The 20,889-nt window shown below is 69.6% G+C and carries 20 protein-coding genes; 8 read left to right on the top strand and 12 right to left on the bottom strand.

The annotated features are described in order from the left end of the window. Window positions 1-8 precede the first annotated feature (8 nt). From GQ466_RS13330 to GQ466_RS13320, 3 genes are read right to left on the bottom strand one after another with little or no spacing between them, the layout of a single operon-like run. Complete coding sequence (locus tag GQ466_RS13330) at window positions 9-2,147, bottom strand: B12-binding domain-containing radical SAM protein (protein ID WP_202420414.1); 2,139 nt, start codon at window positions 2,145-2,147, stop codon at window positions 9-11. After that, window positions 2,144-2,347, bottom strand: coding sequence for a hypothetical protein (locus GQ466_RS13325; RefSeq protein ID WP_161103170.1), 204 nt, complete (start codon window positions 2,345-2,347; stop codon window positions 2,144-2,146). The genes GQ466_RS13330 and GQ466_RS13325 overlap by 4 nt, the downstream gene beginning before the upstream one ends. Next, the gene (locus tag GQ466_RS13320) at window positions 2,344-2,661 is read right to left on the bottom strand and encodes a hypothetical protein (protein WP_161103169.1); all 318 of its coding nucleotides are present in this window, start codon (window positions 2,659-2,661) and stop codon (window positions 2,344-2,346) included. The genes GQ466_RS13325 and GQ466_RS13320 overlap by 4 nt, the downstream gene beginning before the upstream one ends. Before the next feature lie 208 nt (window positions 2,662-2,869). Between GQ466_RS13320 and GQ466_RS13315 the strand changes: the two genes are divergently transcribed. Further along, complete coding sequence (locus GQ466_RS13315; RefSeq protein ID WP_161103168.1) at window positions 2,870-4,390, top strand: helix-turn-helix domain-containing protein; 1,521 nt, start codon at window positions 2,870-2,872, stop codon at window positions 4,388-4,390. Beyond that, entirely contained in the window at window positions 4,387-4,869 is a 483-nt protein-coding gene (locus tag GQ466_RS13310; protein WP_161103167.1) for a hypothetical protein, read from the top strand. Before GQ466_RS13315 ends, GQ466_RS13310 begins: the two co-directional genes overlap by 4 nt. A 42-nt stretch (window positions 4,870-4,911) precedes the next feature. On the opposite strand, the gene GQ466_RS13305 is transcribed toward GQ466_RS13310, so the two are convergent. The 5 genes from GQ466_RS13305 to GQ466_RS13285 form a co-directional block, all read right to left on the bottom strand. Beyond that, a complete protein-coding gene (locus GQ466_RS13305) occupies window positions 4,912-6,402 on the bottom strand; it encodes a relaxase/mobilization nuclease domain-containing protein (protein WP_161103166.1) in 1,491 nt (496 codons plus the stop codon). After that, window positions 6,399-6,716, bottom strand: a complete 318-nt coding sequence (locus GQ466_RS32760; protein ID WP_161103165.1) for a plasmid mobilization protein — start codon at window positions 6,714-6,716, stop codon at window positions 6,399-6,401. Before GQ466_RS32760 ends, GQ466_RS13305 begins: the two co-directional genes overlap by 4 nt. Before the next feature lie 432 nt (window positions 6,717-7,148). Beyond that, a complete protein-coding gene (locus tag GQ466_RS13295; RefSeq protein WP_161103164.1) occupies window positions 7,149-7,886 on the bottom strand; it encodes a hypothetical protein in 738 nt (245 codons plus the stop codon). 684 nt (window positions 7,887-8,570) lie between these two features. Further along, a complete protein-coding gene (locus GQ466_RS13290; protein WP_337193449.1) occupies window positions 8,571-9,017 on the bottom strand; it encodes a hypothetical protein in 447 nt (148 codons plus the stop codon). Between the two features lie 201 nt (window positions 9,018-9,218). Then, entirely contained in the window at window positions 9,219-9,959 is a 741-nt protein-coding gene (locus GQ466_RS13285; protein WP_161103162.1) for a methyltransferase domain-containing protein, read from the bottom strand. Window positions 9,960-10,233: 274 nt separating this feature from the next. On the opposite strand from GQ466_RS13285, the gene GQ466_RS13280 reads away from it, so the two are divergent. Beyond that, window positions 10,234-13,956 carry an RHS repeat-associated core domain-containing protein gene (locus GQ466_RS13280; RefSeq protein ID WP_161103161.1) on the top strand — a complete coding sequence of 1,241 codons (3,723 nt, stop codon included), beginning with the start codon at window positions 10,234-10,236 and terminating at the stop codon, window positions 13,954-13,956. Window positions 13,957-13,964: 8 nt separating this feature from the next. Beyond that, window positions 13,965-14,375 (top strand): hypothetical protein, encoded by a 411-nt coding sequence (locus GQ466_RS13275; protein WP_161103160.1) that lies wholly within the window; start codon window positions 13,965-13,967, stop codon window positions 14,373-14,375. A 13-nt stretch (window positions 14,376-14,388) separates the two neighbouring features. On the opposite strand, the gene GQ466_RS13270 is transcribed toward GQ466_RS13275, so the two are convergent. After that, window positions 14,389-15,228 (bottom strand): LysR family transcriptional regulator, encoded by an 840-nt coding sequence (locus GQ466_RS13270; RefSeq protein ID WP_161103159.1) that lies wholly within the window; start codon window positions 15,226-15,228, stop codon window positions 14,389-14,391. Window positions 15,229-15,318: 90 nt separating this feature from the next. On the opposite strand from GQ466_RS13270, the gene GQ466_RS13265 reads away from it, so the two are divergent. Genes GQ466_RS13265 through GQ466_RS31540 form a run of 3 tightly spaced genes read left to right on the top strand, consistent with a single transcriptional unit; the run spans window position 15,319 to window position 17,159 of the window. Then, window positions 15,319-16,050 (top strand): SDR family oxidoreductase, encoded by a 732-nt coding sequence (locus GQ466_RS13265; protein ID WP_161103158.1) that lies wholly within the window; start codon window positions 15,319-15,321, stop codon window positions 16,048-16,050. 33 nt (window positions 16,051-16,083) lie between these two features. Next, on the top strand, window positions 16,084-16,755 hold the full coding sequence (locus tag GQ466_RS13260) for a ribonuclease H family protein (RefSeq protein WP_161103157.1): 672 nt from the start codon (window positions 16,084-16,086) through the stop codon (window positions 16,753-16,755). Then, a complete protein-coding gene (locus tag GQ466_RS31540; RefSeq protein ID WP_161103156.1) occupies window positions 16,752-17,159 on the top strand; it encodes a pentapeptide repeat-containing protein in 408 nt (135 codons plus the stop codon). The genes GQ466_RS13260 and GQ466_RS31540 overlap by 4 nt, the downstream gene beginning before the upstream one ends. Before the next feature lie 115 nt (window positions 17,160-17,274). On the opposite strand, the gene GQ466_RS13250 is transcribed toward GQ466_RS31540, so the two are convergent. Continuing rightward, the gene (locus GQ466_RS13250; protein WP_161103155.1) at window positions 17,275-17,811 is read right to left on the bottom strand and encodes a DUF6790 family protein; all 537 of its coding nucleotides are present in this window, start codon (window positions 17,809-17,811) and stop codon (window positions 17,275-17,277) included. Between the two features lie 55 nt (window positions 17,812-17,866). Between GQ466_RS13250 and GQ466_RS13245 the strand changes: the two genes are divergently transcribed. After that, complete coding sequence (locus tag GQ466_RS13245; RefSeq protein ID WP_161103154.1) at window positions 17,867-18,319, top strand: MarR family transcriptional regulator; 453 nt, start codon at window positions 17,867-17,869, stop codon at window positions 18,317-18,319. 146 nt (window positions 18,320-18,465) lie between these two features. On the opposite strand, the gene GQ466_RS13240 is transcribed toward GQ466_RS13245, so the two are convergent. Together GQ466_RS13240 and GQ466_RS13235 are read right to left on the bottom strand one after the other, a co-directional pair. Continuing rightward, a complete protein-coding gene (locus tag GQ466_RS13240) occupies window positions 18,466-19,242 on the bottom strand; it encodes an SAM-dependent methyltransferase (protein ID WP_161103153.1) in 777 nt (258 codons plus the stop codon). Window positions 19,243-19,424: 182 nt separating this feature from the next. Beyond that, complete coding sequence (locus tag GQ466_RS13235) at window positions 19,425-20,852, bottom strand: WGR domain-containing protein (protein WP_161103152.1); 1,428 nt, start codon at window positions 20,850-20,852, stop codon at window positions 19,425-19,427. Window positions 20,853-20,889: the final 37 nt, after the last annotated feature.

Below are 20,889 nucleotides of genomic sequence, written 5' to 3'. Positions count from 1 at the left end.
GGGCCTCGTCAGGTTCCGCAAGGGTCAGCGGCGTTGATCAGGCGCCATGCATCGGTGTTGGCCCAGTGGGCGTGCTCTGCGAGCAAGATCCCGGCGTCAGCCGGCGGAAGATCACGGGCGAGTGCGGTCACGGCATCGTCTATGCGGGCGCGTAGCCGGATCATGAGGGTGTCGGCGAATTGCGCGCACGCCTCGTCGAGTCCGGCTCGGTGGGCGGTGTCGGGAGCGGTGCGGTCCAGGAGCGAGAGCATTCCGCCGAGCAAGGAGTAGCCCGCGCGCTTGAGGATCGCGCGTGTGTCCCGGATCGCGTGGCGGCGGTCGCCATCGGCCAGTTTCTCCAGCGACTTGAGGGTGTAGTCGAGGGCGAAATTACGATCGACCCACAGTTGTGCCCGATGAGAGAGGACGCCGATACGCCAGTCGAGGTACTGGGCTTCGACGCGCCCCATGGACGGATCGGGCGCCCCGGCGAGTCCGGCCGCATCGACGGCGCGCGTATAGGCGGCGCCGATGAGGCATTCCATTGAGACGAGCATGTAACTGATGGCCTCGTAGAACGGCTGGCCGGTGGCGTGCTCGGCGACGAATGCCTCATTGTGAACGCCGTCGATGATCTCGGCGACGCTCAGGTGCGGTAGCGGGCGGAGGATCAAGTCCGTTCTTCCTTGGAAGGCATAGGTGGAGCGCAGTTCCTCGGCGTTCATCAGGTGATCGAACGTGATGTAGGTGAAGCGGGTCGGCACCCCCAGCGCCGAAAGAGTGCGCACGGCGAGTGCGTTCTGTTCTCCGCTGGTCTCCTTGTTGAAGCGGTCGAGGATCGAGGTCACTCCGGACTCGACGCCGAACAGGCAGCGCCGAAGCCCGCGCTCGACCAGCCCGCGCCACATCTGCCCACGCTCGACGTGCCAGGCCCGGTCGCGATCGAGCCGCGCGACCTGGTCCACACGGCACGATGTCTCCCAGCCGAAGCCGCGCGAATGAAGGAGGTCGGCGACGGCCAGGGCACGCGGGACGGCGCTTTCATCGCGGCCGATGAACTCCTCATCGACCAGGTACAACGTCCGGGAAACGTCGGGGTGCTCGTCGAAGACCTCGGCGAACGCGTCAAGGACCCATCCGAGCGACTCGGGGGCTGCGCCCGACCATGTGCCCTTATGACCGCGCGGGCAGAACGAGCAGTAGTTCGTGCAGCCGCGGGACGTCTCAAGCTGGGCAACGCCCCGATAGCCGAACGTGCGCGGGAGAAGGTCCAGCTCAGGCCAGATGTCGTGTTGCGTCCGATTGGCGACGGTGGCCGTTCGGCGGGCACGCCCCACGGCCAGGGTTCCTTCGCCGCGCGCCGCGCCCCGGTAGCCGATTCCGCGCACCTGGTCACGGTCGAGATCGCCGTGCCAGTGCGCGAGCACGTCGGCGATGGTCGCCTCACCCGGGCCCCGTGCCACGAGCAGATCGGGGTAGCGGTCCAGGAGCAGCCGTTCGTTTCGAGCCGTCAGGCTTCCCCCGACCACCACCAGTGGGCCGCCCTCCTGCGCGGTGATCTCGTCCAGGACTGACGTCATCAGACCGTGCTGACCGAAGGTCGCGGAGATTCCCACGATGTCGGGCCGCCCGGTCACGATCCGCTCGATGATGTCGCGAAGGCCGGCACCGAGCTGCATGTCGATCAACTCGACGTGCCCGAGCAGGGTTGCCCGTGCGGCGCGGGCAAGATCGGAGATGCCCAACGGGAAGCGGGGCAAGGGGAAATGCTCGGGATGGTAGAGCGCTGCCAGCAGCACCCGAGGGCGCGTGAGCCGATAAATCCCGGCTGTAGTGATGCGCGCACTTGAGATCCACGAGGACGGCCGATCAAGGGCAAGGGCGCTCTCGGTCCAAGTCGGCCAGTCCCGGGAGTCGTGAGGCGCCCCCGACAGATCAGCGACCGTCCATCCATCGCGGTCGGTGTTCTCGATGAACACGACGCGGCGGTCCAAAGTGCCGACCACGATGGCGCGGGCCCCGAGGCTCTGCTGTAGTGCCTCGGTCAGGGCGCCGGGGTCGGTCAGTCGTGCCTCGCCGAGGTCGGCCCTCGTGCCTGTGGCGTGCTCGGTCGCCAACAACAGCCGGTCGCGAGGGTGGGTGATGGTGGGGACTTCCGCACCGGTCATGAGCGCTCTCCTTTGGACTGCATGAGTACGTGCAGTTGTTCGGGGTTCCGCGCGACCTCGATGCGTGCGCGTCCGCGCACCGCGACCCAGACCGAGGCCAACGGGTCGTACATGAACGCCCAGTGCGGGAAGTCGCGCCGGAGCCGGGCGAGCCAGTCGCCCGGGTCCGGAACGAGGTCCTCGGCGGCGAGGCCGATCACGACCGCACCGTGAGAACCCGTTCGAGCGCGGACACGGCGCCCTTGATGTCGTCGGCCGGGCCGAGCACGTCGCCCCACGACCAGACCAGGGACCACACCTCGTCGAGCAGGTCGCACCTGAGGTCGTCCTTCAGGTCCGGGACGATCGGGTTGACGACGTGCAGAACGGCCGGCCCGGATGGGGTCGTCCTTCGTATCTGCGCGCGAAGCTCCGTCCTGGCTCCGACCGCCTTGGCCAGGCGTTCCAGGTGTCTGCGGCGCGGGTCGGCCGGACGGGCCGCGCTGGGCGCGGCGGTGTTGGGGGCGGCAGGCATGACGGTGTCCTCCCGGAAGTCCTGACGAATGCGCTCGCGTCGCGGGCGCTGATGCCGTGGGACTCACTGTCGGGACGCAGGAAGGCGGAAGGAATCCGCAGGACCTATCGGTGAACGGGATGACCTCCCGCTGGCGGGGGTGTCATCCTGGCCTGACGCCGGGGAGGCCGACCATGAAAACGCAGCGCGCGGGAGGGCGACCGTTCGCATGAGACGTGCCAAGGGACCACTTGAGGTGCCCGTGTGGACATGGCGACTCGACGCGATGCGCCAAGCGCTACATGAGCGCGATATCGGCGCGGTTTTCAAGGTGCTGAAAGACCACTTGGGCGCCAGTCAGACACAGGTCGGCATTGCCGTTGCCATGTCGCAGGGCTACGTGAGCGATCTGATGCGCGGCAAGGCCAAGGTCACCGAACTTGAGGTCTACGAACGCATCGCCGACGGTCTCACGATGCCGAGCGAGGCACGCGTCAGGCTTGGCCTCGCTCCCGTCGCGGACGGCGCGCGGGAGACCGTGAACGACCGCACACCCCTGATGGCCGAGCCCGAAACGGATGCGTCAGGTCCCGCGCTGTGGACGCCCACCCGTACCGTGGAAGACATCACCCGACTCACCTTGATGGATCTGATGTTCGACCGACGCGAAGCGAACAAACGCATCGGCGCCCTTCTCATCGGTGCCCGTCTCACTGAACCGCTCGAATACTGGATTACCAGCGATTCCGTTCCACCGTTCCGCCGAGTGGCATCCGGAACGATCTCCGACGAGGAGATGCGGAATATCGAGACGGTCACTCATGCACTCCGACACTGGGACAACCGGTTCCGCATGGGCATCCGGCGTAAAGCCGTCCTCGGTCAGATGAACGAGGTCGCCGACCTGCTCAACGCGCATCAGCCCGCCGATATCACGCAGCGCTTGTTCGCCGTGCTCGCCGAGCTCGCGAAAATCGTGGGCTCGATGTCGTACGACGCCGGGCTACATCCGATCGCTCAGCGGTACTACCGCGAGTCGCTGCGCGCAGCCCATGCCTCAGGAGAGTCGGGACGCATGTTCGGGGCGAACGTCCTCGCCGCCATGGCTAGGCAGATGCTCGACCTCGACCAGCCCGGCGACGCGCTCGACCTCGTGCGGCTCGCCCTCGATGGTGTCGGCTCGGATGCTCCCGGCCGGGTCCGCTCGATGCTGCGCACCCGCGAAGGATGGGCCTACGCGAAGACCGGGCGTGTGCAAGCCTTCCACCGTGCGGTCGGCCTGGCCCACGAGGACTTCCACAAGGGCAAGGGCGAACACCTGCCGTACTGGGTCGCCGCATTCGATGCCTCCGAACTCGCCGGGGTCGTCGGCGCCCGCTATCGAGACCTCGCCCTCGCCCAAGCACAGCAGGGCCTCGCCCACGACGACCTGGCCCACCGCGCCGTCGAGCACATCGCGACCGCGCTCCGGCTCCGCGCACCCCGCCGAGTCCGGAACCGGGCGTTCGATCTCATCGGCCTCAGCCGGACCTACCTGCTGCTCGGCGAGTGCGAGGAAGCGGCCCGCGTCGTGCGGGGCGCGGTCGAGATCGAGGACACGATCAAGTCGGGCCGCGTCCAGCGCCGCCTGTACGACTTCTACACCGAGGCCGCCCGCTTCAACGACGCCCCGCCCATCGCGGACCTCCGGGCCGAACTGACCGAGCGTTTCAGCAAGAAGCCCCTCGCCACGTTGAAGGAGACCGCGTGACCCGGATCGGCATCACCGGACATTCGAACCTGACCGAGCGTGCGGCCGAAGTCGTACACGCGGCACTCCGGGACGCGCTCGTGCCCTATGCGGGCGCTGAGCTGGTCGGCGTCACGTGCCTCGCCAAGGGCGCCGACCAGATCTTCGCCCGCGCCGTCTTGGACGTGGGTGGCCGGGTCGAGATCATTCTTCCCGCACCCGACTACCGCGAGGAGAAGGTCAAGCCGGACAACCGCGCCGCGTTCGACGAACTGCTGATCCAAGCCGCGTGCGTCCGCTACATGCCGTTCTTGACGTCCGGCCGTGAGGCGTACATGGCGGCCGGCGAAGAAGTCCTCAAGAGGGTCGACCGCCTCATGGCCGTGTGGGACGGCAGGCCGTCCGGCGGCCTCGGCGGTACCGCCGATGTGGTCGAACACGCGCGCCTTCTCGGAACGCCCGTTGATGTGATCTGGCCGGACGGCGCTGAGCGTTCCTAGGTCGGGGCATCCCGCGCTACACCGCCTCTGAACCATTGCGAACTATCCGATTCCGAAGCCCGCATCTCGTCCCATCATTCGCGCGGGGCGTCCCATCGTGGACGCGGAGCTGATTCCCAGGTCGGTTTGTCGGGTGAGTGCGTGAAGTCGTTCGCGTGAGGTGTTGGCGCTTGCGATGGCTTGCAGGGCTCGGGTTCGGGCGTGGTTGGCGTCTTCGATGGCCTGGACCAGTTGGAGCATCTGCCGGATGAGCATGATCTGTGCCCAGTCGCCGTTGCTGTGGCTGGTGGCGGTGGCGACGGCCTTGGCGACCTTGCGCAGGTCCCGTGCTTGTCGGGGAATTCGGGGCGGTGGTTCGTCGTAGCGGGTGCGGGCGGCTTGGGCGAGCGCGTCGGCAACGAAGGCAAGGTTGCCCGGTCGCCTGCCCTCGACGCGCACGGACCAGATCGACAAGATGCCCGACATCTCACGCGCCACCCCGGCCCACGCCGCGTGGTCGTCGGCGGGGACGGACCGGAGCTGGTCTCCGACCTCGGCCAAGACCTTCGCCGCCGTGGTAGCCCAGATCGGCGTGTAATAGGTCGCGGAGACAGCGGAGACGGCACGCGGCTGGGTGGCTTGCCTCCACGCTGCCAATGCTTGCCCATTCTCGATGCTGCCGTCGGGCCAGCGTTGCCGCAGGGTGGGCAACGTCAGATCCCGGCCCAGCCGTCCGCCCCCAAACCAGACCGTTTCCGCAGGTCCGCCGGTAGGCAAGGCCACCGAATACCCGACGACCTGATCCTTGCCCCCGCTGCCGTAGCGGGGCCGGACCAGCGCTCCCAGGTCGCGCAGCCGGTCCACGAAGTCGGCTTCGTGGTCGGCGGCGGTGGTCGCGCCGCGCACGATCCGGGCAAGCAGCACCCGGTCCGGCTCCCGCCCCGGCCGACGCGCCGCCCGCTCCAGTTCAGCGCGCGACAACCCGGGAGCGCCGGCGCCGCCGCGGCCTTGCACGACGCGCAGCCCGTAGCGCTGTTCGAATTCGGCGCACAGGCGGCTGAGCTTGCGGCGGTCGTTCCAGGTACTGGCGAGGGTGCCGTCCTCACGGACGAGGTTCACGGCCAGGTGGACGTGTTCGTTGCCGCCTGCCGACGTGCCGTGGTGGACCGCCAGCCACCGGCACGGCGCCGCCTTCCCGTCCTCAAACCCCAGCCGGTGAACGGCGGTCCGGACGATCTCGGCCCACTGGGCGTCGCTGAGCCTGCGCGCGGGCGTGGAGTCCTCGGGCGGCAGGGAGATCGAGCAATGCCACACGTGCCCGCCCGGGACCTGGATACCCATCGCCTGGCGAAGGCTGTCCAGCGCCCGCCCCAACTCGGTGATCTGCTCGCGGTCGGCGCGGTGGTCCAGCCGCAGCCCGTCCGGCACGGCCAGATCGACGGACGCGGCGATCACCCGCTGGCGGGTGTGCTCGTTGCTGCGACCAGGTCCGAACAGATAGCGGACCAAGCCGACGGTACTGGTTCCCCGCTTGGGCGAGATGAAATTGTTCACCGGCGCGACCCGTCCAGCGCCGCGACGGCCGACTCGGCCCGCGCCAGCACCCGCGCTGCGGCCTCCAGCACCGCCGGAAGCTCGCGGGGCTGCTGCCCAGTGGCATTTGCAGCCCGCGCCAACTGGTTCACGTTGTTGCCGATCGCCAGGGCAAGGCGCTTGACCGCCGCCAGCTCCGACATCTGCCCACGCCGCTCACTGACCGTCCGAACCTCGTCGGCGAGGGAGGCTTCGACCATCAGCCGCGGCACGCTCAGTCCGGCGCGCGCCGCCCGCTCGGTGAGCGCCCGGTGCTCGGCGTCCGTCACCCGCACCAGAAACGCCCGCCGACGCCCTCCCGCTTGCCGCCGCTGCCGACCCCCACCGGGCACTGCCCCACTGCCGGTCTTCGGTCCCGCCATGCGATCACGACCCTCACGCGTAGATTTCCGCTTCGACCAAGAGGAAGAAGCAGAACTCTGCGAACGTGACCACGGGCAACGGCCCGCCCTACACGGCCAGCGCCTCAGCACAGCGACCGCCCCTGAAGGGTGGGACCTCGTGCGGCGCACGACCGCGTCCACCAGGACGCCGTGATCGGATTATCCGAGCACATATCTTGCTCAACCGGGGCAAGGTGGGCGGAAACACTTTGGATGAGATGCGCGCGGAAGGCTTGCGCTAATGCGACTGTGTCGGCCACGCTCGCACCCGAAAAGCTAGCGCTCCCATTCCATAGGCTCGCTCGCCCCACGCAGAGGTGTTGCTCAGAGCTCGATCCAGTCCGCCTCGATCAGGCCGCAGGTCAGCGCTCCCGCTTGGAACGCCTTGGCGAGTTCGTCCATGATCGCCATCGGGTCTCGGTCGGGAAGCTTGTGGATCTCGGTCAGACCGGCGAACAGGGCAATTTTCCCAGTTGCCTTGACCGCCCGTGTCCAGGCGCCTTGGACCCGGATGCCGATGTCATCGACCACTGTTATCGGCTCGTGCGGGGAGCCGAGCCGAGATCGGATGGTGAGGCGCGTCTGGCCGGGCGAATCGCCGGGGACCAGCCAAGCCTTCCAGCCCGGCGTTGGGGGAGGTTCCTCCAGCAGCGCATCAAGAGACAAGACCAGGTGGAGACCATCCTCCAGCCACCTGCGGATCTGTGAATTCGACTGGAAGTCAGAGGTTCTGGCCGGGAAGTACGGAGCGATCATCAGTGCGGCGGAGCCGGTAGACCCGAACATCAGCGGAAGTACGTGGACCCGCTCCAGGCCGGCGCGCACCGAAGGGTCGTCCTTCCAGGTCAACGCCGAGTCTGAACACCAGGCATGTGCGAATACCACGTTGACTACGCCGGGATAGGCGTACACCACCACGCTCGTCGGCTCGGCGTCGGCGTCCCCCGGCGCCGAACACTCGCAGCATTGATAGACCCCCGGGTCAGGGCCGTCACGGAGTTGCCGGATATGAGCTGCGCTGAGCCTCGCAGCGACCTCGGTGCTAATCCGGATGTCGCGCATCAACCGCCTCGCTAGTCTTCTCCGCCCACCTGGCCCGGAGGACGGACCGCCCGGGGACGATCTCGATGCCGCTGTCCGCCGGAGCCATTCCCACCGTACGCGCGCTGGGTCTCGGGTGACACCAAAACGGCTGGCCATGGATCGACGCCGAACGGTTGATCGGTCCCAACCTCGTCCTCTCGCCGCTGCGGGCTTCCAAATCGGCCTCCGGGTTCGCCTCCTACCAGGGCTCCGGCGACATCACGATCGTCCGCCCCCGGCGCGGCGAGATGGCTCGATCCGTATCCGAACTCCCAACGCCAATGGCCTTGGGCAGCGTCTGCGGGTGAGGATCGTGGGTGACTATCTGGGTGACAACCGCAGGCACCACAGAGAGATTCTGAGAGGCCCCAGTAGAAGGTCCGACCGAGCTGGTGAATCTGGTGGCCACGCTATGGGAGCGCTCGTAATGAATAGGTCATCGGTTCGATTCCGATAGGCGGCTCCACCACCCAGGGCGTCCACACACTCAGTGGACGCCCTGACCCGTTGAGAACAGAAATCCCTCTCGGCTCTCGCCGGGAGCGCGTACAACGCCGTCGGCCTACGCGCCTGACAAGTTGTCGGGCGCAGACGAACTGAGCGGCCCACTCGGCTGGCCCGCTTCGCCCATCACCCGCTCCGGCTACTTATGTAGCGGTGTGTTTACGGAGTGTCCCACCAGCGGGGCGCTTCATTGTCTGGGGTCTGCGGACTTGCGAAATGGAAGGGAACACCGAGCCGTTCAGCCAGTGTCCGTCCGACCGTGGTCGCCTCCTCGGCCTCTGGCCAGGGTGGAACCGTCCCGTTGAACAGGCGCAGGTCCGTTCCGTGCTGGACGATGGCAAGGTGGTGTTCTGCTCTGGGGTCGAGCGTGATGGCGAGGAGGAGGACGAACCAGCCCTCGCTGTCCCCGTCCCAGACTGCTTCGATGGCCGCCGGCCGATGGGGTAGTGCCTGGACCTTGGCTGTCAGGGCATCGAGATCAAGCGGCGCGGTCGGAGAACGGTGGAACCGCTTGCCGAGGACCGCGTAGCGTTCGGCGACAAGAGCCAGGCACTCATGAAGACCAGGGCGAGACGTGCCGTCGACGCCTTCTCTGATCACCTGCACGGCTCGGAGCTTACGATCCATGGTGACAAGTGCATCCACCTGGTCCTGGAGTTCAGGCGCGAGGGCGACCCACAATCGGCTCTGCATTCCCGTATTCAACCGCAGGGGCCGCCGGCCGTCGGCCGGGTGGCGCCGTCGCTGCGCACGGCGGCGAGTGGGGGCAGTCCGTTTGGCTTGTTCGGGTTGACGGTGCGGTGGTGGTTACGGTTTGTGGGTTATCCAAAGCATTTCGGCTGGCCAGCGGTTTGCCCAGTCGGGTGGGTCGGTCTTGTTGTAGCCGTTGAGGGTTCCGGGGTCGGGGCGCGGCTCGATGAGGTCGTCGATGATGAGGCCCGCGGTGCGCAGAGTTCTGATCCAGTCGCCGTAGGTGAGTTGGTAGCTGGATGCTCCCTGGTCTTCGGCGATGGTGTGGAGGCCGAAGTAGTTGCGCTGCAAGGTGGTGGTCACGCGGCGGGCTTCTTCGTCGTAGCAGGCTTCGAACCATGGGCTGGCGACGTTGAACACCAAGCGCCCGCCACGGCGGAGGACTCGAGCTGCCTGCGGTACGGCCAGGTGTGGAGGTGCCCAGGTGAGCCCGCCGTGGTCGCAGAACACCACGTCGAAGCTTTCGGCGGCGAACGGGAGGCGTTCGGCGGCGGCTTGCACCAGCGGGTAGCGGGGCGTTCCCATTGCGCGGGCTGCTGCAGCGAGTTGGGTTTCGGAGAGGTCGAGTCCGACCACGTTGGCGCCCTCGGCGGCGATTGACCTGGACCACTGGCCGGCGCCGCAGCCCAGTTCGAGGACGCGCTTGCCCTTGACGTCGCCCAAGGCGTTCAAGTGCGCGTCGGGGATCGCGTACATGCCCCACAGCCTGGGTGTCGCGCCAATCTGCGGGTCGTGCTCGTCCTGGTAGGTACGGCTGATCTGGTTCCAGAAACGCCGGTTGGCCGGGATGCTGTCCACGTGCCGACTCCAGCACCGCACCCCCGGGGCGGTCAACACGATAAGGGCACGTCCCGCACAAGGGGTGGGCGTGGGGGCTGGCTGGGCGCGGATGTCTGGTTGGTCTTGTGTGCGAACATATGTTCCGCCGTGGCCGGGGTGCGCGGGGGTCGGGGCATGAGCGTTCGCGCGGCGTGGGGTCCGTCTGGGGTATCGGAGTCGTGGTTTGGGCAGGCGTGGGCACGGTCGCGGGCATGGTGGGGCCGCCAAGGGGGCACGGGGGATCATCGCCCGAATGGCGGGTGACTCTTTTCGGGTTCCCAAGGGACGGCGCCGGGGCGGGCATGGCGGTCCGGACGGCGGTGGGCGGCGGAGGCCCGGCAAGAAGGGGCGGGACGGGTCCGATCCCAAGGCGGCCAGCAGGGAGCCGGGCAAGCGGTCCACCACCAACGACCCGATCGACATTGTCACGGGCGAGGTTCTGCTCGTTCACACCGATGTCGAACTGCCGGGGACGCTGCCTCTGACGCTGGGCCGCACCCATGTCTCGTCTTATCGGGACGGTGCGCTCTTTGGGACGTCCTGGGCCTCTTCCCTCGACCAGAGGCTGGAACTCGACGCCGAGGCCGTCCATTTTTTCGCCGACGACGCCACCGTTCTTTCGTATCCGCACGCGTCGCTGCCCCATGTCCAGTTCCGCCCGGTCGAGGGAAGGCCGTGGCCGCTCGTTCTCACCGCGGCCGGCGGCTACACGATCACCGACACCGCGCGGGGCCGCACGCTGCACTTTCCGCCTCCGGGCGAGGAGCACGGCTGGGCCCGGCTGCCGCTCACGGCGATCACCGACCGCAACGGCAACCGCGTCGACCTCGTCTACGCGGACGGCACGCTGACCGAGCTTCGGCACTCGGGCGGCTACCGCGTCAAGGTGACCACCGCGCCTGTGGACGAGGAGGGTGACGACCGCCGGGTCACCGCCCTGCACCTGGCCGCGGACGAGGGCGACATCGCGCTCATCCGGTACGGCTACGACGCCGACGGCCGCCTCACCGAGATCGTCAACTCGTCCGGCAGGCCGCTCAGGCTCAGCTATGACGAGGAAGGCCGACTCACCGCCTGGCACGACCGCAACGGGTTCGCGTACCGCTACGAGTACGACGACCAGGGCCGGGCCGTTCGGGGCATCGGCACGGACGGGTTCCTCAACGTCCACCTCCACCACGACCCGGCCAACCGCACGACCGTCGTGACCGACGCGCTCGGTCACGCCACCGTCCACCGTTACAACGAGCAGTACCAGGTGACGACGGAGACCGATCCGCTCGGCAACACGACGTCCTTCACCTGGGACCGGCACGACGACCTCCTGTCCCGGACGGACGCGCTCGGTCGCACCACTCGTTTCGTCTACGACGAGCGCGGCAACCTGGTCGAGACCGTCCGCCCGGACGGCGCGCGCTCCACCGCCGAGTACGACGACCTGAATCTGCCCACCGTGGTGACGGAGGCGGACGGATCGGTCTGGCGGCAGTCGTACGACGAGCACGGCAACCTGGTCGAGTCGGTGGACCCGTCGGGTGCGGTGACCCGGTACGGCTACCACCCCGGCGGACATCCGGCGTCGGTGACCGATCCGCTCGGGAACACCGTCCGCTTCGCGGTGAACGCGGCCGGGCTGGTGACCGCGATGACCGATCCGCTGGGGAACACGACCCGGTACGGATACGACACGGCGGGTCGGCCGACGAGCGTCGTGGATCCCATCGGCGGCGTCGTCCGGCGGGGTTGGACCCCCGAAGGAAGGCCGGCCTGGCACACCACGGCGGACGGACTGACCGAACGCTGGGACTACGACGCCACCGGCAACCTCGTTGCGCACACCGCGCCGACGGGCCTGGCCACCCGTTACGAGATCGGCCCGTTCGACCGTCCGGTCGCCCAGACCGGCCCGGACGGGGCGCGCCTGGAGTTCGCCTACGACGCCGAGCTGCGGCTGCGATCGGTCACGAACGCGAGCGGGCTGGTCTGGCGGTACGAGTACGACGCCGCCGGAAACCTGGTCGCCGAGCACGATTTCGACGGCCGCACCCAGACCTACGCCTACGACGCGGCGGGGCGGCTCGTCTCGCGCACGAACGCGGCGGGGCAGACCGTCGCGTTCCGCCACGACGCGATGGGCAACGTCGTCGAGAAGCGCGCGGGCGAGCAGGTCGCCACGTTCGCCTACGACCCCGCAGGCCGCCTGGTCGAGGCGGTCAACGCGGACGCCCGGGTCGCGTTCGTCCGCGACCCGCTCGGCCGGGTCACGGCGGAGACGTCGCACGTCGGGACGCTGAACAGCGCCTACGACCGCGCCGGGAACCGGGTGCGGCGGCGGACGCCGTCCGGTGCGGACAGCGTGTGGACCTACGATCCGGCGGGCCGTCCCGTGCGGCTGGACGCGGGCGGCGCGGTCCTCGCGTTCGAGCACGACGCCGCGGACCGCGAGGTGCGGCGGCGGATCGGCGCGGGCGCCCAGCTCGTCCAGCAGTGGGACGCTCGGCACCGGCTGACGGCGCAGACCGTGTGGGGCAGGCCCGCCGCGCCGGACGCGGGCGAGCCCCGGCTGCTCCAGCACCGCACCTACGGCTACGACCCGGGCGGCGACGTGGCGGCGCTCGGCGACCGGCTGGGCGGCGACCGGCGGTTCGAGCTGGACGCCGCCGGACGCGTGACGACCGTCCACGGACAAGGCTGGACCGAACGGTACGCGTACGACCCGGCGGGCGACATCGTCGGCGCGGAGTGGCCGGCCGCGGGCGGGCCGGACGCCGAGGCGACCGGATCGCGGGAGTACGCGGGCACGCTCCTGCACCGTGCGGGCCGTGTTCGGTACGAGCACGACCGACAGGGACGGGTCGTCCTGCGACAGGAGCCGCGCCTTTCGTCCCGGCCCGCGTCGTGGCGCTACCACTGGGACGCCGACGACCGCCTCGTCGGCGTGGAGACCCCGGACGGCTCACGCTGGCGCTACCGCTACGACGCCCTCGGCCGCCGTGTGGCCAAGCAGCGGCTCGCGGAGGACGGCGCGGGGATCCTGGAACAGACGGACTTCGTGTGGGACGGTCCCGTCCTCGTCGAACGGGTCCACCGCGTCTGGTCGCCCGGGGACAACGCCTATGTGGGCGACGGAATGGTCTGGGAGTACGAGCCGGGAACCTTCCGTCCCGTCGCCCAGATCGAGCGCGAGATGGCGCCGGAATGGGTCGACCGGCAGTTCTACGCCATCGTCGCGGACCTCGTCGGCAGCCCGGTGGAAATGGTCGACGAGGCCGGAGACGTCGCCTGGGCGCGCCGTTCGACTCTGTGGGGCGCCGCGCTCGGCGACGCGTCCGGCCGCAGTGACTGCCCCCTGCGGTTCCCCGGCCAGTACCATGACGCCGAGACGCGGCTGAATTACAACCACAACCGCTATTTCGACCCGTCCACCGGCCGTTATCTCAGCCGCGACCCGCTCGGCCTGATGGGCGGGGTCAATCCCTTCGCGTACGTCCCCAATCCGTGGACCTGGTACGACCCGCTCGGATTGACGCCGCGCCGGGGCGGCGGGCACACCACGCACAGCGCCCTCGCCAACGGGCAGGGCGTCACGCACGGACGGACGTACACCGCGATCGGCGACGACCCCGTGACCCACGCGAACGCCGGACGCCTCGACAACGGCTCCTATCCGACGCGCGGCAACGCCCATGACGTGATCGTGCACGGCTCCCGCGACGGGTGGCCGATCCCCGGAAACGGTCACAAGACCCATCCGGCGCAGATCGCCGAGGCCATCGCGAACAATCCGAACTATCAGGGCGGGCCGATCCGGCTGCTGTCCTGCCACTCCGGCAACCGGCGCGGATGGGCGCAGGAGCTCGCCAATACGATGGGCGTTCCGGTGTGGGCGCCGACGAACCGAGTGCGTGCGCTGCGCAACGGCGACACCGAAATCGACCGGGGCGGAAAGTGGAAGAAATTCTGTCCGCAAGGATGAGTGGGGCGATGCAGCTGAACGGATTCAAGATCGTGGGTTTCTACCGCGAGCTGGGGCATTTCCGGGGCGTGGATCTCCCTTCGATTCACGAGGCGCGGCGCGGGGTGCGGCTGGACGACGCTGCCGAGGTCTGCCAGTACCTGATGGGCGCCGAATGGGTGACGATCGTCATGGAGGCGAGCGCGGACGCGATCACGGGGCGCCTCGTGCCAGGGGCGCAGGAGCTGGCGGGCGGCCCGTCGCTCCACAGCGACGGAATCTGGGTGTGGCCGCAGGACCTGGCCTATTACGTCCGCGTTTACGGCCTGGCGTTGCCCGACGATTTCCTGGCCGAGATCCGCGAGCGCGGCCACCGGCCCCCCGAACTGACGCGACTCCAGCATATGAAGCTCCGCCAATGGCAGTCGCGCCTTTACTGACCGCGTGGGCGGGTCAAAGGCGGGTGGCGGTTCGGATGAGGGTGGCCAGAGCGCGGGAGCGGGCGTGCGGGGGCCAGGCGATCACTGTGGTGACGGGCGGGGCGTCCAGGACGGGGATTGCTGCTACGCCGGGCGGCAGGGTGGCGCGGCTGGATTCGGGGAGGATCGCGGCGGCGCGGCCCAGGGCGATGAGCTGGTAGAGCTGCGTCGTGTCGTGGGCTTCGGGGCCGGGGCCGTCGGGGTAGGTGCCGTTGCGGCCGGGCCAGCGCGGCAGGGGGAGGTCGGGCAGCGCGGTGACGTCCGCCGTCCGCAGGTGCGGGCGCATGGTGAGGGGATGGCCGGCGGGGATGATCGCCACTTGGCCTTCGGTGTGCAGGTCTTCGGTGTCCAGGCCGGCCGTTGAGTCGAAGGGGCGGTGGAGGAGGGCCACGTCGGCGCGGCCGTCGCGGAGGACTTTCCCTTGCTCGCCTATTCCGCAGAGGAGGACGTCCACCGTGACCGATCCGGGTTCGGCGGCGTAAGCGTCGAGCAGTTTCGACAGCAGTTCGCCGGCCGCCCCGGCTTTCGTGACGAGGACCAGGCCCGGACGGCCGGTGGCGGCGCGGCGAGTGCGGCGTTCGGCGGCGGTTACCGCGTCCAAGGCTGCCCGGGCCTCGCGGAGGAGGACGGAGCCGGGCTCGGTCAGGGTGATGGTGCGGTTGGTCCGCTCCAGGAGCGTCACCCCCAGGCGGCGTTCCAGTTGCTGGATCGCCCGGGAGAGTGGCGGTTGCGCCATGCCCAGCCGTTGCGCGGCGCGGCCGAAGTGCAGCTCTTCGGCGACGGCGACGAAGTAGCGCAGCTCGCGCGTTTCCATGTCCGCCACCGTATGCGATACCCGGCGGGTATCGTCCGGCACCGAAACGGTGTTGGCGCTCTCGCCGGGTACGCGGACAGCATGGTGGGCATGAGGGAGCAGACGATTGCGCTGGTGACCGGCGCTAACAAAGGTATTGGGTACGAGATCGCCCTGGGGCTGGGCGCGCTCGGTTGGAGCGTTGGCGTCGGCTCCCGGGACGCCGAGCGCGGGGACGCCGCCGTGGCGAAGCTGCGCGCGGACGGGGTCGACGCGTTCGCCGTCCCGCTCGACGTCACCGACGACGCGAGCGTCACGGCCGCCGCTGCGCTGGTCGAGGAGCGCGCCGGACGGCTCGACGTGCTCGTCAACAACGCCGGGGTGACCGGCGGGATGCCGCAGATGCCGTCCACGGTCGATATCGAAACGGTGCGGACGGCTGTCGAGACCAACGTGCTCGGCGTCATCCGCGTCACCAACGCGATGCTTCCGCTGCTGCGGCGCTCGGCGTCGCCGCGGATCGTGAACATGTCCAGCAGCGTCGGGTCCCTCACCCGGCAGACCGCCTCGGACGACCCCAACGTCACGGGGCCGGTGGCGGTCGCGTACTCGCCGTCGAAGACGTTCCTCAACGCCGTCACCGTCCAGTACGCCAAGGAACTGCGCGGCACCGGCGTCTTGATCAACGCCGCCTGCCCGGGTTACTGCGCGACGGACCTCAACGGGTTCCGCGGCGTTCGCACCGCTGGGGAGGGCGCGGCGATCGCCGTCCGGCTCGCGACGCTGCCCGACGACGGGCCGTCCGGCGGGTTCTTCGAGGACGCCGGGGTCGTGCCCTGGTGATCCCGGCGGGGCCGATCCTGGCACGATGGGCGGATGGCGAATCGTGTCGTGGCCGCGTGTGACGGTGCTTGCAAGAACAATCCCGGCCCGGCCGGGTGGGGCTGGGTCATCGCGGATCCCGATGAGCGCGTCGTGCGGTGGGCGTCCGGTCCGCTGGGCCGGGCGACGAACAACATCGCCGAGCTGACGGCCTTGCGCGAGCTGCTGGGCGCCGTCGATCCGGCGGCCGATCTGGAGATCCGCATGGACTCCACCTACGCCATGCAGGCCGTGACCAAATGGCTGCCGGGATGGAAGGCGCGGGGGTGGATGACCGCGTCCAAGAAGCCCGTCGCCAACCGGGAGATCATCGAGGCGATCGACGCGCTGCTCGTCGGCCGGACGGTCCGGTTCGTCCACGTCGCGGCGCACCAGGTGGACGGTGACGTCCTCAACGCGCTCGCCGACCGGGCGGCGAGCGCGGCGGCGACCACCCAGCAGGCCGACGGCGGGACCAGCGCGGACGACGTTCCCGAGGCGCCCGACGAGGTCGCTCCCCGGCGGGCCGCGGTGCCCCGCCAGGCCGCGCGGTCGGGGGGCATCACCGCCAAATACCCCGGGACGTGCGGTTGCGGGCAGCGGTTCGCGGCCGGGGAGAAGGTCGTCAAGCACGCGAACGGCAAGTGGGGACATCCGGCCTGCGCGGAGTCCGCGGCCACGCGGTGAAACAGGTGCTGTCGTCGCTGGGGTACGGCGCGCGGGTCGAGCGGCAGGTCTTCGACGGGCTGGACCTGACGTCCCTGCGGACGCAGCGGTTGTGGTTCAGGCGGTGCGCGTTCGTCGGCGCGGACCTGCGGCACGCGACCCTGGACGGCTGCTCGTTCACGCTGTGCGACCTGCGGGACGCGGACCTGCGCGGCGCCTCGCTGCGCGGCGTGTCACTGGCCGGATGCGACCTGCGCGGCGCGGACCTGCGCGACACCGACCTCACCGGCGGTCGGCTGACCTGGGTCAACACCGGGTCCGACCCGCACGGGCGCACGGACGTCACGGGAGCCGACCTCACCGGCGCGTGCCTGCGCGACGTGCGGGCCGATCGCGTCCTCGGCTGGCCCGGGGACGCCGAATGATCCCGAGCCGCACGGTCCGGCGACCTCGGTCGCGGGACCGTGCGGCTCGGCGTTCCCAACGTCGGCGTCTACGGCCTGGCCCTGCCCGACGGCGTGCGGCCATCGGCCCCTGGACTCACGCGACCGCGGCGGGGAAGGCTTCGCCTTCGCGTCGATCGGTGGCGGCCGGCCGCAGGGATCGCACGGCCAGGACGATCATGACGGCCGGGATCAGGAGGTCGGTGACGAGGACGCCGCCGGTGTTGCCGGGGGCGTGGTCGCCGTTGGCGAACCACTGGTAGACGTGGCCGATCAGGGCTCCCCAGAGGAACATCCCGCCGCCGAGCCCGATGGTGATGCGCTCGCGCGGCGTGGCGGAGGCGGCCCGGAAGCCCATGACGGCCAGCCCGAGGTTGGCGACGGCGATCTCGAACATGAAGGGCGTCCGGTGGAAGCCGATCGCGGTGGCCATGACGTCCGGGACGGTGAGGAACGCGAACGTCATCCACAGGCTGCCGATGCCGAAGGCGCCGACGGCCCACCAGCGCTGCCAGATCTCCAGCCGTTCCCGGCGTGACGGGACGCGGCGGGTTCGCACGAAGGCGCCGATGGCCGGGACCAGGATCCAGATGAGGGGGAAGGCCGACTGGGCGATGTATCCGATGGTGTCCATGGCTCAATCTTGCGTCGTTAATATTAACCTGTCAACACTCCGCTATGCTGGTGCCGTGGACGAAGGACTCGCAGACCTGCTGCACCGCGTGGTCATGCTGCTGGGCGAGGCGGCCCGGCGACGCACCGACGACCGGGACGGCCTGACCTACAGCCAGATCCGGCTGCTGGGCGCGGTGGAGGATCTCGAACCGGCGACGCAGCACCGGCTGGCGCAGGCGATGTCGGTGTCCGACCCGGCGATCAGCCGGGCGCTCCGACCGCTCGAAGCCGACGGACTGGTGCAGGTCACCGTCGACCCGGCGCATGCGCGGCGGCGTCTGGTCAGGCTCACCGACGCGGGCCGGAAGGCGTTCCACACCGCCGGGAAGCCGCTCTACGACGAGTTCCGCGCCGCGCTCGTCGCGGCCGGCTTCCCCTACGAGCGCTACCTCCAGGACACCCTTCGACTGGCCGAACTCCTCGCACCGGGCGGCGACGGAACGGAGAAGGGTGGGGAGCGTCGGTGAGTTGAGGACGGGTGCCGGCGTTCGCGTTAATACGAGGACGAAGGGTTCATGCGGCCTGCTTGGAGCGCCAATTGGCCGAGATCCGCGAGAGTGGTCACCGGCCCCCGAAGCTCCGCCGGCGGCAGTCGCGCCTCTACTGACCGCGTTCAGACGATGAGGACGCCGCCGTAGTTGAGGGGGAACTCGTCCTCCGGCCCCGGGGCGGGCCAGGTGCGGACGTTGGCCAGGCCGGGCGGTTCCGGACGCAGGTCCTTGAGAACGGCGTCGACTTGGGCTCTCGTCCGGATGAACGCGGGGGACGGGGCGTTGTCGAACTGTCCGTGAATGCGGGCTAGAGCTTCAGGCGACGCGGTGTCGGAGACCATGCCTGAGCAGACCAGGCGACTCCCAGGTGCTAGCGCCGTGGTGTATTTCAAGATGAGCCCGTGGGCGTCGTCGGATTCCTGGATGAACGGCAGAACGGCGACCATGAGAAGGACGAGCGGCTCGTCGTAGTTGATGAGCCCGGTCGCGCTCGCCGCGCGCAGAACGTCGGGGACGTCGCGGATGTCGGCGGCGAGGTAGCGGCTCCTCGGGGAGCCGCGCAGGAGCGCGCGACCGTGGGCGATGGCCGTCGGGTCCTTGTCCACGTAGACGACGCGGGTTTCGGGGGCGATGCGCTGGGCCACCTCATGGACGTTCTCCTGGGTGGGAAGGCCGGAGCCGAGGTCGAGGAACTGGCGGAATCCGCGACGGGTGAGGTCGGCGACGACGCGGGAGAGGAAGGCGCGGTTCGCGCGGGCGGCCGGGCGGAGTTCGGGCCAGTCGGTCAGAATCGCGTCGGCGGCCTGGCGGTCGGCGGGGAAGTTCTCGGTTCCGCCGATGAGGTAGTCGTAGACGCGGGCGGACGACGGCTCGGCCTTCCCCTGAAGATCATCGCGCATGGGTCGATGCTCGCACGGACGGCGGCCGTCCGCGCTGGCCGTCTCCGGCCGTGCGTGCCGGCGGTGACGGGATTGAGCGACGAAGAACTGGACGAGATCGCTGAGCGCGCCGAGGCGGCCACGCCGGGCCCTTCGTGCGGGAGCTGGACGATGGGCGCGGCGGACCGCCCGCGCGGCCGGGGTCAGAGGAGGCGTTTGATCTCGCCGTGGGCCCGGTAGAAGCCGCCCTGCTGGGACGGGCGAATCTCCTCGACGACGTAGCGCGCGTTCGGTTCGCGGATGTCCTTCGGGAACTGGACGCGCCAGTCGGAGCGGTAGCCGGGGCTCGTCACGCGGACGCGGACGCGCCCGCCGTCCTGGTAGCACTCGACCACGACGCCGTCGTCCGCGCTCGTGGCGGTGGCGAGCGTCGTCGTCGGCTCGACGGCGGTCAGGGTCGAGGCGGCCTTGACGTCCAGCGGCGCGGGGACGCTGCCCGCGTTCGCCGCCTCGACCGCCGTCGCGCTCGCGTCCACGCAGGCCAGGCTGCCGTCGGTGGTGACGATGTAGAGCCGGTCGTCCAGGAACTGCATGGAATACGCCGACCCGAAACCGGTGCCGAGTTTCCACAGGCGCTCGCCGCCCTGGTCGAAGCAGTAGATCGAGGACGAGCTGTCGCCCGCGAAGACGTACCGTCCGTCCGGCGCGGTCGCACAGGAGAAGACCGGCGCGTCGCACTGGTAGACCGCCTCGATCTTGCCGTCCGCCTTCGCCAGCCGGTAGACCTGCGAGTTCGAGGTGCCCGCGTAGACGGTGTCGTCCTCCTGCCAGCCGAACAGGACGCCGCCGCGCACGGACGTCTGCCAGCGCGGCGTGCCGTCGGCGGTGTCGTAGCGCGCGACGCCGCGCGAGTGGCCGTGGTAGATCGCGTCGGCGTCGCAGCGGACCATCCACGCGGCGTCGCCGGCGGCGTCGCGGGCCCACTGGAACTCGTCCTCGTGGTCGATCGCGGTGACGCGGCCGTGCCGGTCGGAGACGCCGAGGATCGCGTCGTCGATGTCGAGCCAGTAGATGTCGACGTCGGCGGAGATCTCGTAGGCGACGTGCGGGACCTTGCCGCTGAGGTCGTAGACCTTGCCGTCGTCGCAGCCCGCGTAGATCCAGAAGTCGTCGGCGACGATGCACTTCACGCCGTCCGGCAGCTTGAACCGGCCGGTCACGGTGCCGTCGTGGCGGACGGTGAAGACGTCGCCGTTCTGGTTGCCGACCCAGCAGCGCTGCTCGTCGGCGAAGATCCCGAACGCGGGGGCGCCGCTGGCGAACCGCCACAGAACGGGCGCCTGCTTCGCCGTCGAACGACTGCTCCGGATCGTGCGGCGCGTGACGGCCCGGGGCGCGCGTCCGCCCCGGACGGCGGGCGTGTAGCCCTTGCGCACCTTCTCGTCGATCTTCTTGCGCGCCGCCGCCTCGGCCTGTCGCTCGGTGCCGAAGGTGGACGTGCGGGCCTGGCCGGGCGCGCCGATGCGTCCATAGGTAATGGTCACGGACGTGCCGGACAGGACGACCTCGTAATATTTGTGCGCGCCGCCGCCGTCCTCGGAGAGTTCGAGGTAGGTGGTCTGCTCAGCCATCGAAGGCCCTTTCCGGACGGACGATCTCGACCCTTGC

The organism is Actinomadura rayongensis (genome assembly GCF_009831215.1).
GTDB classification, from domain to species: Bacteria; Actinomycetota; Actinomycetes; order Streptosporangiales; family Streptosporangiaceae; genus Spirillospora; species Spirillospora rayongensis.
Note: the sequence above shows the minus strand (reverse complement) of the source record. Positions and strands in the feature narration are given on the sequence as shown.